The sequence below is a fragment of the Phocaeicola massiliensis B84634 = Timone 84634 = DSM 17679 = JCM 13223 genome (assembly GCF_000382445.1).
In the GTDB taxonomy this organism is placed as follows: Bacteria; Bacteroidota; Bacteroidia; order Bacteroidales; family Bacteroidaceae; genus Phocaeicola; species Phocaeicola massiliensis.
In genome coordinates this window covers 1,398,805-1,413,415 of sequence record NZ_KB905472.1, presented here as the reverse complement: position 1 = coordinate 1,413,415, position 14,611 = coordinate 1,398,805, and the positions used below count along the sequence as shown (strand labels likewise).

General features: G+C 50.5%; 17 protein-coding genes. 11 read left to right on the top strand and 6 right to left on the bottom strand.

Annotated elements, in window-relative coordinates:
• Window positions 1-3: 3 nt before the first annotated feature.
• From HMPREF1534_RS13030 to HMPREF1534_RS13055, 6 genes are all read left to right on the top strand, one after another.
• On the top strand, window positions 4-495 hold the full coding sequence (locus HMPREF1534_RS13030) for a hypothetical protein (RefSeq protein ID WP_005938435.1): 492 nt from the start codon (window positions 4-6) through the stop codon (window positions 493-495).
• Window positions 495-1,730, top strand: coding sequence for a conjugative transposon protein TraM (gene traM / locus HMPREF1534_RS13035; RefSeq protein WP_025066792.1), 1,236 nt, complete (start codon window positions 495-497; stop codon window positions 1,728-1,730). Before HMPREF1534_RS13030 ends, traM begins: the two co-directional genes overlap by 1 nt.
• A gap of 135 nt (window positions 1,731-1,865) precedes the next feature.
• Entirely contained in the window at window positions 1,866-2,738 is an 873-nt protein-coding gene (traN, locus tag HMPREF1534_RS13040) for a conjugative transposon protein TraN (RefSeq protein ID WP_005938431.1), read from the top strand.
• 12 nt (window positions 2,739-2,750) lie between these two features.
• Window positions 2,751-3,224, top strand: a complete 474-nt coding sequence (locus HMPREF1534_RS13045; protein WP_005938429.1) for a hypothetical protein — start codon at window positions 2,751-2,753, stop codon at window positions 3,222-3,224.
• Window positions 3,225-3,258: 34 nt separating this feature from the next.
• On the top strand, window positions 3,259-5,595 hold the full coding sequence (locus HMPREF1534_RS13050) for a type IV secretory system conjugative DNA transfer family protein (protein ID WP_005938427.1): 2,337 nt from the start codon (window positions 3,259-3,261) through the stop codon (window positions 5,593-5,595).
• Window positions 5,596-5,607: 12 nt separating this feature from the next.
• Entirely contained in the window at window positions 5,608-6,321 is a 714-nt protein-coding gene (locus HMPREF1534_RS13055) for a TraX family protein (protein ID WP_005938423.1), read from the top strand.
• 9 nt (window positions 6,322-6,330) lie between these two features.
• On the opposite strand, the gene HMPREF1534_RS13060 is transcribed toward HMPREF1534_RS13055, so the two are convergent.
• The 6 genes from HMPREF1534_RS13060 to HMPREF1534_RS13085 all read right to left on the bottom strand — a co-directional run bounded on the left by HMPREF1534_RS13060 (window position 6,331) and on the right by HMPREF1534_RS13085 (window position 9,612).
• A complete protein-coding gene (locus HMPREF1534_RS13060; protein ID WP_005938420.1) occupies window positions 6,331-6,843 on the bottom strand; it encodes a methylated-DNA--[protein]-cysteine S-methyltransferase in 513 nt (170 codons plus the stop codon).
• A gap of 10 nt (window positions 6,844-6,853) precedes the next feature.
• Window positions 6,854-7,321, bottom strand: coding sequence for a DUF4112 domain-containing protein (locus HMPREF1534_RS13065; protein ID WP_005938417.1), 468 nt, complete (start codon window positions 7,319-7,321; stop codon window positions 6,854-6,856).
• Window positions 7,321-7,743, bottom strand: coding sequence for a hypothetical protein (locus tag HMPREF1534_RS13070; protein WP_005938415.1), 423 nt, complete (start codon window positions 7,741-7,743; stop codon window positions 7,321-7,323). Before HMPREF1534_RS13070 ends, HMPREF1534_RS13065 begins: the two co-directional genes overlap by 1 nt.
• Before the next feature lie 15 nt (window positions 7,744-7,758).
• The gene (locus HMPREF1534_RS13075) at window positions 7,759-8,184 is read right to left on the bottom strand and encodes an arsenate reductase ArsC (RefSeq protein WP_005938412.1); all 426 of its coding nucleotides are present in this window, start codon (window positions 8,182-8,184) and stop codon (window positions 7,759-7,761) included.
• Window positions 8,181-8,885 (bottom strand): DUF5714 domain-containing protein, encoded by a 705-nt coding sequence (locus tag HMPREF1534_RS13080; protein WP_005938409.1) that lies wholly within the window; start codon window positions 8,883-8,885, stop codon window positions 8,181-8,183. Before HMPREF1534_RS13080 ends, HMPREF1534_RS13075 begins: the two co-directional genes overlap by 4 nt.
• Window positions 8,886-8,991: 106 nt before the next feature.
• Window positions 8,992-9,612, bottom strand: coding sequence for a glucosaminidase domain-containing protein (locus HMPREF1534_RS13085; protein WP_005938407.1), 621 nt, complete (start codon window positions 9,610-9,612; stop codon window positions 8,992-8,994).
• 90 nt (window positions 9,613-9,702) lie between these two features.
• Here HMPREF1534_RS13085 and HMPREF1534_RS13090 point away from each other — a divergent pair, with 90 nt between their 5' ends.
• The 5 genes from HMPREF1534_RS13090 to HMPREF1534_RS13110 are packed head-to-tail and all read left to right on the top strand — an operon-like array spanning window position 9,703 to window position 14,610.
• The gene (locus HMPREF1534_RS13090; protein ID WP_005938403.1) at window positions 9,703-10,479 is read left to right on the top strand and encodes a DUF4099 domain-containing protein; all 777 of its coding nucleotides are present in this window, start codon (window positions 9,703-9,705) and stop codon (window positions 10,477-10,479) included.
• A 12-nt stretch (window positions 10,480-10,491) separates the two neighbouring features.
• Window positions 10,492-11,802, top strand: coding sequence for a MutS N-terminal domain-containing protein (locus HMPREF1534_RS13095; protein WP_005938400.1), 1,311 nt, complete (start codon window positions 10,492-10,494; stop codon window positions 11,800-11,802).
• Window positions 11,803-11,855: 53 nt separating this feature from the next.
• Window positions 11,856-12,086 (top strand): hypothetical protein, encoded by a 231-nt coding sequence (locus HMPREF1534_RS13100; RefSeq protein ID WP_005938397.1) that lies wholly within the window; start codon window positions 11,856-11,858, stop codon window positions 12,084-12,086.
• Entirely contained in the window at window positions 12,070-13,395 is a 1,326-nt protein-coding gene (locus HMPREF1534_RS13105) for an ArdC family protein (RefSeq protein WP_005938394.1), read from the top strand. The genes HMPREF1534_RS13100 and HMPREF1534_RS13105 overlap by 17 nt, the downstream gene beginning before the upstream one ends.
• Window positions 13,396-13,425: 30 nt before the next feature.
• Window positions 13,426-14,610 carry a DUF3991 and TOPRIM domain-containing protein gene (locus tag HMPREF1534_RS13110; RefSeq protein WP_005938391.1) on the top strand — a complete coding sequence of 395 codons (1,185 nt, stop codon included), beginning with the start codon at window positions 13,426-13,428 and terminating at the stop codon, window positions 14,608-14,610.
• The last annotated feature ends 1 nt before the right edge of the window (window position 14,611 follow it).

Sequence of the window (14,611 nt, the reverse complement as noted above, 5' to 3'; positions counted from 1 at the left end):
CCCATGAAATCATTCAGAAAGACACTTCAGGAAAGCAGGCTCAAGACGCATCACCTGATACGCTCCTGGCTGCAACCCAAGTTGGGAGCCGTCGGCACCAGGTATCGTCTGGCAGGACGCATCCGTTTGGCCAACATCTGGGCAAGGAAGCATCCCAGACGCACCTTTGCTTATGTCACCGGTTCGCTGTTTTTCCTGCTGGTAAGTACCGTTTTAATAGATGGTGTCGGACAGCAAAATAATCGTGAGCCGGATGTCAGCAGTATTGCCCAGTTGGAACCCGTGTTTGCTGGGTTCCGCACCATTCAGGCAAACAAGAGCATCCATCGTTCCACGCTGACAGAGTTGACCCATGAAGGGCAGCTGATCCGGGAGGAACTGGACTCGCTCATTGCGATACCACGTAAAAGCCATCAGGACTCCATCCACATCGTACAAAGTTACAACCGGCTGGAATCCATCGTCAAATCACTTCAAAACAATGACCATCCATGATCAGAAAAATCAATTTCAAACAGCCCAAGTACATCTTCCCGTTGGTGGTGTTCATTCCCCTGTGTGCCCTGGTGTACTTTGTGATGCAGACGTTCGGGGGCGGCGAAGATGCCCAGCAGACGGTTGCCACCGACCGCATCAATACGGAACTGCCGCAAGCCAATGCGGAGGAAGCCGGAGACAAGATGTATGAGATGTCGCGCCGTTTCGGGGACGAGGATGCCTTTACCGCCGTCGGTGCCATCGGAGAAGAACAGAAAAAAGCCGAAGAATTGGAGCACGGCTACAGCGAAGACGAACTCAACAAGCTGGATGCAGCGGAAGCGGAACGCATCCGTCAGCAGCAGGAAATGGAGGAACTGGAAAGGTCGTTGGCCGAATCCAGAAGACATATCAATTCCTTTGCATACGGGGACAATGCTCCTTCCGGAAATAGGTCTGGTAATGGAAGCAGAACCGCTTCATCAACAGCTACTGATGGCTATACCTCACAAGATGACTTCGCTAAAGACCTGGAAGAAATCCAACGCAGGAGTTACGAACGTCAGAAGGCCATTGAAAGCGGGTTGGGTATCGGGCGCTTTGACCGGGATGAACAGGCAGAGAAGCAGCGGAAGGACTCCATTGCAAGGGTCCGTCAGGCTGAAAAGGAACGCAACCGCCCAAAGCTTGTCATCAAGTCCGGTGATACCAATGCGGAGAAGTTCCACACAGTGACCTCACCTGATGATGTAGCGGAAGCCAAGCTCATTCGGGCGATGATTGACCAAACTACCAAAGCCAAGGAAGGTACTCGTTTACGCTTCAAACTTTTGGATGACATTACTGTCAGCAATACCAAGTTGAAGAAAGGCACCTACCTGTATGGGACAGTGACAGGCTTTGGACAGCAGCGAGTGAAGGCTACCATTACCAGTATTCTGGTCGGTGATAAGTTCATTAACGTGAAACTTTCTGTGTTCGATAATGACGGCATGGAAGGGTTCTATGTACCGGAAAGTTCTTTCCGTGAGTTCGTGAAGGATGCCAGCTCCAGTGCCGTGCAACAGAACATCAGTTTTGAATCGGAGGATGGCTACGGTTCCGGTATTTCCGGTGAAGCCCTGGCACTTCAAGCCTTGCAAAATGTCTATAACTCAGCTTCTTCGGCCATCTCGTCCAACATCCGCAAGAACAAGGCGAAAATCAAGTACAACACGATTGTCTATCTGATTAACTCGGAGGAAGCAAGGTAAAAGGTCAAGAATGAAAATAGGTAAACTATCTTACTAATCACAGAGTAAGTAAGGTTACAAGCAATAGAGTAAGCAAGTTTACAAGTAACGGAATCAACAAATAATCAAATCAGTAAATCATAAGAATTACCTAATATGAAAGCGAAATTATTTTTACTTTTCTTCGGTCTTCTCGGTATGGTCGTACAGGCTGCAGCCAAGGAGAAGATCTACGTGAACAGTGAGGTCACAACCCACATCGTTATGCCCGAGAACATCAAATTGGTGGACATCTCCACGACCAAGATTATGGGCAACCAGTGCGCCGACAACATGGTGCGCATCAAGCCTTATCTGGAGCCAGACTCCATTAAAACCTCCTTTGACGAGAATGAATTGCTGGGTACTATCACCCTGATTGGAGAGCGCCATATCGCTCAGTATGACGTGGTTTATACCCGTTATCCCAATATGGCAGCCTCCATCTTTGAGGTAGCTTACAGCGATACCCAGTCCTATATCAACCCCGAGGTATCGATGCCCAAGGCCGAAATGGTGCGCTATGCGTGGGCGGTGTATGGCAGCAAGCGCAAGTACAATCAGGTGGTGTCGAATGCCCACGGTATGAAGGCCATCGTCAACAACATCTATACTATCGGGGACTATTTCTTTATTGATTATTCTTTACAGAACAAGACGAAGATTGCCTACGACATTGAGGAACTTCGCGTGAAGCTGACGGACAAGAAAGAGACGAAAGCCACCAACTCGCAGACCATTGAACTGACACCGGTTTACTCATTGAATCCGGTCAAGAAGTTCAAGAAGAATTACCGCAATGTGCTGGTGATTGAGAAACTGACCTTCCCGGATGAGAAGGTACTCCGACTGGAAATCTCAGAGAACCAAATCAGTGGCCGTGTCATTACGCTCACCATTGAATACGAAGACATCCTCAATGCCGATGGCTTTGATTCGGACATTCTGAAGAATTCTTCATGCTATCCGTACTATTACATTTACCGCTAAAACCTACCCGATATGAAGAAAATTTTAATGATCATCTGTTGTGCGTTTGCCGTTCTTTCAGCATCCGCACAGGACAAGAAACTCACGCTGAATGCAGGTTTCCTGTTCCCGAATACCTTGAATGCGATGATTGGTTACGAGTATCCGTTGAGCTATGGCAATGCCGTGGAAATCTACGGTGAAGTGGGGAACCATTGGCAGAAACCCACCTGTTGCCGATTTTGGAAGGGTTACTACTGGGATGGCGGATTGGTCTATAAGCAGCGACTGGTTCGTTACAAGAACGGCATGCTCCGCTTCCGTCTCGGTCCTCAGTTCGGTGCCACCCAGAAGAAGTTCTTCCTCGGTGTGGAAGCCGGCTTTGAATACAGCTATGTATTTCAGAACGGCTGGGAGTTTTCGCTGATCCAGAAGAACAACGTCAACTTCTTGCATGGAGATACTTTCCGCAACGGACTCTTAGTGGGTGTAAAGATTCCGTTCTGATTATCGTTTAACGTGTATTTTAAATGCAATAACAATGGCATTCGAAGAAACCCGGGAACAGCAACAGATGTACAACTACTTCCGCAGTTGCATCTACATCTTTCTCATCATCGAGATTGTGATGAATCTTCCCATCACGGCGGATAACCGTGTCACGCAGTTTATCCTGGACCTTCTGGCCCGCTTCAAGGTGTTCAACTCCGTGTCGGGCTGCAAGGTGGCAGAACTGATTTGCATCTGTGTAGTCTGTATCGGAACCAAGGCAAAGAAGGCGCTGAAGTTCAACGTCAAGACAATGGTCATCTATCCGGTGCTGGCGGGATTGACATTGGTCGGCATGTGCTTTATCTTTCACGGCATGAATGTCGGCATGAGCTGGTTCGGCTTCCCGGCCAACCGCATCCTCTATGCGCTCTGTTCGGTCGTAGGTACCATGCTGGTGCATCAGGGACTGGACGGCATTGCCAAGTACTACAACTACAAGGTAGGTGAAGACCGCTTCAACTTTGAGAACGAATCGTTCCAGCAGTCGGAGGCTCTGGTAGCCAATGACTATTCGGTGAACATCCCGATGATTTACTACTGGAAGCAGAAGATGCACAAGGGCTGGATCAACATTATCAATCCCTTCCGTGGAACGATTGTATTGGGTACGCCGGGTTCGGGTAAGTCTTTCGGCATCATCGATCCCTTTATCCGGCAGCACGCTGCCAAGGGATTTGCTATCATGTGCTACGATTTTAAGTTTCCTACATTGGCCAAGACACTTTTCTATCAGTATTGCAAGAACCGCAAGGCTGGTAAACTGCCACAAAACTGTGGCTTTCGCATTATCAACTTTACGGACGTGGAGTATTCCGACCGCATCAATCCGATTCAGCGCAAGTACATTCCGGACTTGGCGGCAGCTTCGGAAACCGCTGCTACCTTGCTGGCTTCCTTAAACAAGGGAGGCGGTGAAAAGAAGGGCGGTTCGGAAGCCTTCTTCACCAACTCGGCAGAGAACTTCCTGGCAGCCATCATCTATTTCTTTGTGAACTTCCATCCGGTAGGCTTCAAGAATGGCAAGAAGCTGAAACGCTATGTTTCTCTGGCACCAGACTCCGAAGTGGTCATACCCGAGGGAAATAAACTGGAACTGGTGATACGGAACTGGGACGATTACCATGCACTCGATACAAAGGGAAACATCATCCTGGACTTTGTGGACAAAGACGGAAACGATGTGTCAACGGATGAAGACCGAATGTTTGTGGATTTAAACGGCTTCTCGTATTTGGACCGGACGGGCAAACAAGTTCACATAGAACGCTGCTGGTACGAAGATGATAAAGGCAAGGAAGTAGAGCCGGACACCATCACCGGGGAGTTCTCGGACATGCCGCATGTGCTTTCTTTCTTAGGCAGGTCCTACGACCAGGTGTTCAACATTCTCATGCAGGACGACAAGATTGCTTCCCTCATGGCTCCCTTCAAGAGTGCCTACGAGAACAAGGCGAACGACCAGTTGGAAGGTATGGTGGGTACCCTTCGTGTCAATGCAGCCCGGCTGGTATCTCCGGAAGCCTACTGGGTGTTTACGGGGGACGACTTCGACTTGAAGATTTCTGACAAGGCAAATCCAAGTTATCTCGTGATTGCCAACGACCCGGAGAAGGAACAGGTCATCGGTTCATTGAATGCACTGGTGCTGAACCGACTGATTACCCGAGTAAACTCAAAAGGCAATATCCCGGTGAGCATCATTGTGGATGAGCTGCCTACACTCTATTTCCATAAGATTGACCGCTTGATTGGTACGGCCCGCTCCAACAAGGTGGCGGTGACCCTGGGCTTTCAGGAGCTGCCACAGCTGGAGGCTGACTACGGCAAGGTAGGCATGCAGAAGATTATCACGACCTGCGGTAACATCTTCATGGGTGCTGCCCGTAACAAGGAAACCCTGGAATGGGCGCAGAATGATGTGTTTGGCAAGGCGAAGCAGACTTCCCGGTCCATCTCCATCAACGACAACAAGGTATCGACCACCATCTCCGAAAAGATGGACTACCTGGTGCCTGCTGCCAAGATTGCGGATATGGCGACCGGTTGGCTGGCGGGTCAGGCTGCCCGTGACTTCACGGCTACGGACGAGCGGATGCTGAACCACTTCGACATTGAGCAGTCGGAGGAGTTCAAGACCACGAAGTACTTCTGCAAGACGCACTTCGACATGAAGAAGATTAAGGACGAAGAGGACCACTATGTACCGCTGCCGAAAATCTATGAGTTCAAGAACGACCGCGAGAAGGAAATCATGCTGAACCGCAACTTCAAACGGGTGAACGATGAAGTGGAGAAAATGGTCAAGGAACTGCTGGGTATGGCATAAATGATTAGTATAATGGCATCCTTACAATCAGCATATAAACATTCAAGCCTTTTGCCTCCATTGAGTGGTAGCGCACTGAAGGTCATTGCCGTTCTTTCGATGGTGGCAGATCATAGTGCCTACTACTTGATGGAGCACGGCACACTTCTTTATGAGGTCATGCGCTGCTTCGGTCGCATTGCTTTTCCAGTGTTCGCCTTCCTCATAGCTGAAGGCTTCCGGTATACCCGAAACCGGATGAAGTACTTCCTGCTGCTGCTCGGGTTTGCCGTAGTCAGTGAAGTGCCTTGGTACTTGCTGAACGGAGCGGACGGAACGCACAATGTACTCTTCACCCTGGCATTGGGTGTATTGGCTTTGGCTGCGATGGAAGCATTTAAAAAGGATGGCATCCTTTGTGGGGCTGTCATCCTTTCTATTGCTTGTTTCGCCACTTGGTCCGGAGTGGACTATGAGTGGCGGGGGATTCTGATGATGGTGGTGTTTTACCTGTTGGGAAATGTCTGCAATCCTTCTTTTCCCTCCGGTAGAAAGGCGCAGTTGTTCTGTGCCTTTCCGCTGATGATGCACTATGGGATAGTCGGGGCTTTGCTGGCATGTCTGGTGATTTCCAGCTATGATGGAACACGAGGGTTTATCTATGGCAAGGTGGCGAAGTATGGGTTCTATGCGTTCTATCCGGTGCATCTGCTCTGTTTAGTAGGATACATCGTTCTCTTTCCATAAGCCATTCATTCAAGTTTCCAGACAAAGCAGTTGCCGCTTGATTTCCAGACCACCTCCATATCCTGTCAGTTTACGATTGCTACCAATCACCCGGTGGCAAGGAACGATGACGGAGAGAGGATTGGCATTGTTGGCATTGGCTACTGCACGGACGGCAGCAGGTTTTCCGATACGGCAAGCCAACTCCTTATAGGTCTGGGTGCTTCCGTAGGGAATCTGTAATAATTCTTTCCATACACTCCGTTGGAAATCAGTTCCGGAAAGCAAAAGAGGCATTTGGAATGTAATTCTCTTTCCTGCAAAATATTCTTCCAGTTGGGATTGGGCTGTTTCAATTATCTCGCTTGTTCCTTCCAAATAGGTCGCAGAAAGTCTGGTCTGCAGCCGTTCGTCCATCCGTCGGCCATGTTCAGCTGTTGTGCGCCAGTTACACAAGCAGAGCCTGTCTTCAAAAGAACCCAGCAGCAATACCCCTATAGGTGAGGCATAAGGCTTGACTATAATTACTCGTTCTGTTCTCATATCCGTTTTGTTAGAAAAAGGAACCAGCCCATTCCACAATTTTTACAGCAGCCAATACCATGGCATAGATAAGTCCGCAGAGAATCACGATGAGAAAAGCCATACCGACCGCTTTCCGGTCTATCTCCTGCATGATGGCTCTGTCGCCCTCCACATATCCCTTTATCATGGCCGCATTTCTGGTAAATGCCCGTTTGAAGACATCACCGACTACTCCTATATAAGGAATGATACCGATAAGTACATCCAGAAGGATGTTGCAGACAATGGCCAGTGTCAGGGGAATGCTTTTCAGTTTGACAATGCTCAGATAAAGATAAGGCACTGCTAAAACCGAAGTCAGCGCATCACCGAAGCCGGGCAACACCAGACCAATCAATGGATCCAACAAGCGCCGGTCCATCCATAGGGCTATCGCATGCACCAGCTTGTACGATACCGAGTTCCGGATTATTTCCTGCTTCTCATTCGTCATCATCAGGATTGGGTTTTCTTTTCTTTACGCAGTTCCTTGTTGATACTTTGTACAATACTCTCGTTCAGCAGATGCTTGACTTCATCACTGTCCTTGGCATACTGTCCGGTAAGCTGGTAAGTTTCTTGAATGGCCGCCTTTCGCAGTTCTTTGACGATGCCTCCTTCAGGAATGAGCCTTTCACTTTGCCAGTATTCCACCACCCGGTTGACCATGGCAGAGCGGAGTGCCTTTCTGGTTTCCGCACTCAGTTTCTTGAATGGAAGTTCCTGTACACATTCCGTTTCACCGGGAATAAGCGGACAATCATTGACGGTATCATATTGTGGTCCGAAAGCCATGTAATCCTCCCACAGACCGAAGTCTTTCTCTATTTCCACAAAGGAAGCCGTCTCTACCTTCTTTTTGTGTTTCTTCTTAGCCATATCGTATTTGAAATGTCAGGATTCTTCCTCTCTGATAGCCTGCGCCAGTTGTTCAAAGCTGGCGCGGATTTCATCACGCACCCTTCTGAACTCGGTGATGATTTCTTCCGGTGTCCCCGTGAACGCATCGGGGTCGTCAAAGCCGATATGCAGTCTGTGTCTGACTTCACCGCTAAAGAGCGGACAGGTTTCACGGGCACCTCCACAGACCGTGATAACATAGTCCCACGGCTCGTTCAGATAGCGGTCTACCTGTTTCGGATAGTGTTGGTTCAGGTCGATGCCTATTTCCTTCATCACCTGAACAGCCAGGGGATGAACTTCACTGGCCGGACGAACGCCGGCTGAATGGACTTTAAACGAAGGTTCCAGTTGTTGCAGGATGCCGTGAGCCATTTGGCTTCGGCATCTGTTTCCGGTACAAAGTATCAGTATTTTCATGATTGAGGGATGGTATGTGAGGGATGAAAAGGACAACGCTTTCCGATACACTGGTTGTTAGCATCGGAGCGGTGGCAGACAATTGGTTTCATTTCCAGTGTGACACCCTTTGTTACTTGGAAATATTCGGCAGCCGCCTGAAGGGACAGGTAGGAGTTGCGCTTGCAGCAGCGGGGACCGCCCACTTCCCCGATTTTCAGCAGCGACCGGGCCGTCATCAGGTTGCTTTGTCCCCAGGATTCCTGAGTGAGCGGGGTGGCACCGGAGAGGATGGACATGCACATACCGGTACTGATGGCAGCCCCGCAGCTTCCCCAAAACCCACAGGCACCACCCGGCACCTTGCGTCCGCGTGCCATCATTTCCTTCAAGGCCGTCAGCAGCTCGATTTCACCTCCGGCATTGCGGTAGGCGGTCAGGAGCGCAGCACCGACCAGCGTATGATGTTCCGGTCCGTGCATGTGGCAGAAAGGCAGACTCATCAGGTGATCCAGTATTTCAACAGGATTTTTGGACGTTTCATTCAGGCAGTAACCGATGACGGCATCCATTCCCTTCGTATGGCATTCGTTGCAGACATAGTGTCCGTTGATGCAGCGCGTTTGGCTCATTTCCTGTCGGTGGCAGAGAGCGCATTCCATCAGCGTTTCCGTTCCCAGATACTCCAGCGGAGCCTGGCATATCAAGCATTCTTCTTTCATTATATAGTTGTTTCTTCTTTTTCTGAGTTGTTGCAGTAATGACACGAAGTTCGTAAAAAGTATGGAAATGAGCAAAGAAAGGTGCTTTTTTCTTTGGCCTTCCAAGCTACAGATGCTGCTTCATCACCTGTACCACTGTTTGTATGTATCTGGGGTCTTCTGCATAGCCGATGTCACGTAGCCATTTCAGATAATCTACATCGCTGGAGTTTATCCGGCTCTTTTGACCATACCGATACTGCACCTTGGTATAGTAAGCCCGGACACTTTCCGTCCAATGGTTGAACTCATAGTACTTTCCGGTTTTGGGATTGGTAAGGCCAAACAGGTTATGTCGGTTTCGGCAGAGCGGTGAACGGAACCACCCCGTTTCCAGTATGGCTTGTGCCAGTACTATCTTCGGATGCCGAATGCCGTTGCGGATGATTTCCTGATAGAGATTGGGAATAGTAAGTGCAGGAAGTTCTTTTTCGTGGGACACCCTTGCGTAAACTTTTCGGGCATATAGCTCCGAAAGCGGTTTCACAGGCACCTCTAGGGCAAGTGAGTCCTTTTCTGCCTTTTTGCAAGACTCATAAGCTCCCAAACTCCTCTGTAGGGTATCAGGAGCCATTTTTTGTTGCTTTTCAGGTAGGATTTCCTTCTCTTTTGTAATCGTATAGAACTGTGCCGATGCTGAAGCGGAACCAAGAATCAGTAATACGGCGGTCAGAATGATGTTGTGCATTTCTTTTCAATGATAGGGTTGACAATACTTTTGCGGGTGTTCAAGGCGGTTCCGACCGCAAATATATCGTTTTACTTAAACAATACGAAAATGCACAACATCAATCATTCTGAAAGGCTGCCCTACGAGAAACTGGCAGTCTTGGGCATTGACCGGGAAAAGGCCGACAGCCTCCCTCAGGAAGTGAAGGAGAAACTGGCTTCCGGAGAGGTCACACCGCTCTTGCAGGTGTCCATCAGTGCCCGGAACGGAGACCTTATCACACTTCCCCTCAAACTCCAGCTGGTATCGGATAAATACGGCAACCCGGCGCTCATGGCTTACCCGGTACGGGCCGTACTGGAAAAGGAACGCAACCAGGTGTTGTGCCTCACGGAACAGGAAGCCGAAAGGCTCAAGAAGGGTGAGGTCATCCAGAAAGCCGTGGAAGTAAACGGAGAAAAGACCCAGCAGTATCTGCAACTCGATCCCGAAACCAAATCCGTTATCCATCGCCGGGTTACGGATGTTCAGCTGGAACAGAAGCTCAAGGACATGGAGAAAGTCAACGACATCGAACTGGGCATGCAGCAGAAGCAGCAGGTACGCGAGGGAAAACCCATTGAACTGAATGTAGGCGGTGAGAAAGTGTCGGTTGGTGTGGATTTGAAAGAACCGCAAGGTTTCAAGGTCATCCAGGGCGACATGAAAGAGTGGGAACGTCAGCAGAAACTCCGCTATGACGAGCAGCATCCCGAGTTCCTGGGACTGGTGATGACGGACAAGAACCGCTGGGAATATCAGCAGGTGGTGGACAAGCAGTCGCAGGAAAGGGCTTTGAAACTTCATGCTCCGAAAGCTGAACAATCCAAAGGTCTCAAACTCTAAATCCTTTTCCCTATGGTCAAGAAGAATGCAGAGAAGGATGTCGGCTTTGTCCGGCAGTTCAACGAATTGAAGAAGAAACATCCCGATGCGGTGCTGCTCTTCCGTAAAGGTGACTTCTACGAAATGTACAAGGAAGATGCGCTCAAGGCATCGGTGATATTGGCGCTGAAGGTATCAGACAAGATTCTTCCTTTAGAGAAAGACCCCATCAAACTCCTGACCTTTCCCCGTCATGAACTGGACAAGCATCTGCCCAAGCTGATTCGCTCGGGTCAACGGGTCGCCATATGCGAGGCGATAGACCAGCCGAAACTGATGAAGAAACCCAAGGAGAAGGTCGGGGAAGAATTGAAAAGCCAGGATAAAACAAAAAAAGAAAACAACCTCAATCAGGAAACTATGGCGAAAAAGAAGAAAGAACAGGCTGTGCAGGAAGAGCCTACCAAGACAGTCAAGACGGCTGCAGAGGAAAAACCTGCCAAGGAAAAGAAGACGGAAGCCAAAGCCGAAGTCAAGAGTGAACAACAGGCCGAGCAGAAAGCGGAAGCCAAGCAGGAACGCAAGCCACGTGAACCGCAGATGATTACCGCCAACGGCGAGAAAGTCAGCCACGGCCATGCGTTCCAGAGCACCACCAATCCGGCGGACTGGTACTTCACCGCCAAGATTGACGGCGTACAGCTGAAGCCGCAGAAGATGGACGCAGCGGATTTGGCCGCATACCAGAAGAAGGACATGACGGTGCCGCAGCTGATGGAGAAGTATTATCCGACTAAACTCATGCCGAAGGTATCGGAAGAAGCGTACCAAATGCCGAAGCAGTTGTCCGGCCCTGATGGTGCCATTACCATCGACAAGTTCAATGTCTATAAGGAAAAGGACGAACAACGACCAGATTACGGCAAGTACAAGTTCTACGTGCAGATGGGCGACACCAAGATGTCAGCAGTGGCTTCCCGTGAGGACTTGAATGCCTACTTCGACCGGGTGGTCAGTCCCACACAACTCGTGGAGAAGAACTTCGGGGAACGCCTGCACCTGCAGTCTGCCTACGAGAAGTACCAGCTTCCCGAAGGAGTGGACCCCAAAGGAGTCCGTGTGGCCAAGGACCACTCCGACAACAAATGGAAGGTGTCGATGGACCTGGGCGACAAGGGCAAGACCAGCAAGCATGAAATCTCCTTCGATGACGGCTACTCGCTCTTCAAAGCCAAGACCGCTACCCGGGAACAGATTGCAGCCAAGTACCTCAATACGGAAATTACCGGGATGCTTTCAGCCGTGACCAACAAGTTGGAGAAGTCGGCTTCCATGAAAATGTAACAAAATCAAGAAAAACAAACGAATATTCAAGAAACAATAAAAGACGAAAAGATATGACAGCTAAAAAGACACACGAGGAGTTGGTAGAACTCCTTCAGGCCGGTAAAATCGGCTTCCTCCGCTTTGTGATGGATGGGGACAGTGCAGAGGATTATCTGGAGTGGTGCCAGACCCACGGCACGGATCCTTCGGATGAATCCGCAGAGTTTTATGTTGAACAGACGGACATCGACCAGATGGACCGTCAGGTAATGGATGACGAAAGCTATGGCGTATGGAACTAACACATCCGGCAATGCCGGGCAGGTAGCCATCGACCGCTTTGCCGAAATGATGATTGCCCGTATGGAGCAGATGAAGGCTTCCGACTGGAAGAAAGGCTGGATTGGGGGTGCATCCGGATTTGCAGGTCTCCCGCAGAACGTGGGTGGCCGCAACTATTCGGGTTCCAATTCCTTCTTCCTCCAGCTGCAGACCGCAGCCCAGGGCTACCGCCTGCCGGTGTACCTCACCTTCAAGCAGGCGCACAACCTCAAGGCCCATGTACTGAAAGGTGAAAAAGCCTTCCCCGTGGTCTATTGGGATGTGCTGGTCAAGGACAAGAACGGCCATAAGGTCAGTTCGGATGAGTATAAGGCCATGAGCAAGGAGGAGAAGAAAGGCATGGATGTCATTCCCTTCTTCAAGGCTTTCCCCGTGTACAACATCGACCAGACCAACCTGGCGGAGGTGCAGCCCGAACGGGTGCAGAAACTCATGGAGAAGTTCAAGGTGCCCGAACTTCGGGACAAGGAAGGCATGTATGTCCATGCCGCGCTCGACCGGATGATTGAGACGCAAGGCTGGCTCTGTCCCATACAGGCGGACAAGCGGGTGGACGGAGCTTTCTATTCACCGGCTCAGGACATCGTGGTGCTGCCCATGAAGGAGCAGTTCAACATCGGCGATACCCCCGAGGAAATCTACCGGGGCGGCATGGAGTTCTATTCCACCATGCTGCATGAGATGTCACACTCCACCATGACCCCTGAACGGCTCAACCGCGAGATGGGCGGACGCTTCGGAGACCCGAAATACGCCAAGGAGGAACTGGTAGCCGAACTGACGGCTGCCATGATCTGCCATTCGATGGGCTTTGACATGAAGGTGACGGACAACTCCGCAGCCTATCTGGATTCCTGGATTGGGGTGCTGAAGCAGGAACCGAAGTTCATCGTTTCCGTCATGGCGGACGTGAACAAGGCTTCAGATCTGATTCTGGACCAGGTGGACAAACAGCGGCTGGCACTCAACGAACAGCCCTACCTGACGAAGAACGACCCGTTTGCCCCGTTGGGCGAAGGAGAGGAAGTGCCGTTCAAGAATGCGGCCATCGTGAAGACACGCAACGGGGATTATGCCATCCGTGCTTCCTACGATGGTGTGGAACTGGGGTTGAAGAAGGTATCGAAAGATACGGCCAAGACCTATTTCCAACTGACGGACTACAAGGACAAGGCTGCCTTCCTGAACATGACGGCGCACAAGACTTTCGAGCCGGAGATAGCCAATCTCAAACGCACGCAGGCCGTGGGTGCCAAGTTAAGCATCTGATACCATGTAGAATCTTTAAATCCATGAACCATGACTGATTACAAGGTAAACTTCAAGGACCTCAAAGCCAAGGTAGGCATCGACGATGTAGCCTATGCGCTCGGCTACCGCCTCGACCGCAAGGCCGGTGTGGGCCGCTACATGGAGCTGGTGTTGGGTGACGGCAAGGAAAAGCGGGATGCGCTCGTAATCTGCCACCCCCAGGACAAGGCTTCCCAGCGGTTCTTCCGCCGCGACGGTTCCAAGGGGGATGTAGTTACACTCATCCGGGAGAACCTGAATGCCTTCAACGTGTCGGGCAAGGATGAATGGCAGAAGATAGCCAAGGTGCTGTCACGCTTTGCCAACATGCCCGAACCCGAATACCGCGAGGACAGGGAGTATGTGCAGTCAGTCAGGTATCATGCCACCTTCGACAGCTCCAGGTATGAGGTGAAGCCGATAAATCCCGATAAGATTCCGGCCATCTTCCAACAAAGGGGATTGTCCGATGAAACGGTACGCACCTTTGCTCCGTTCATCCGGCTCATCCGCGACAGGAAGAACGAGAACTTTGACGGCTACAACATCGGCTTCCCTTATACCAACGGAGAGAATGACAAGGTCCGGGGCTACGAAATGCGAGGGTACGGCGGTTACAAATCCAAGGCTGCCGGAAGTGATTCCAGTTCTTCTGCATGGGTGGCTGACTTGTCAGGTGGCTATCCGAATGTGGTGAAGAGTGTCTTCTTCTGTGAGTCGGCTTTCGATGTCATGGCATTCTACCAATGGAACCGGAAGCAACTGACCAATGAAATTGCCCTGGTATCACTGGGCGGCACGTTCTCTGATGGACAAATCCGGCAGGTGCTGAACCGCTTTCCCGGAGCCCGTCCGTTTGACTGTTTCGACAATGACCTGCCCGGTCGTATCTACGGCTTGCGCATGATGGCGCTGGTAGAGAACATCCCCTTGAAAATCAACCGAACCCGTGACAGTCTGGAAGTGGAAGCGAACGGACGTTCCTTCCGGCTTGATCCGGAGCGACCCTTTCAGGTGCAGGTCAAGGAACACCTGTCGGTCAGATACGATATGGGACAATGGCTTCCTCCCAAGGCATTCAAGGACTGGAACGACTGTCTGCTCAACAAACCGATGGAGGTGCGGCTGCATCCGACCAAACAGGACCAAATCAATAACCTGGCCGAACGCAGAAATGCAGGCCCTAAATTATAAA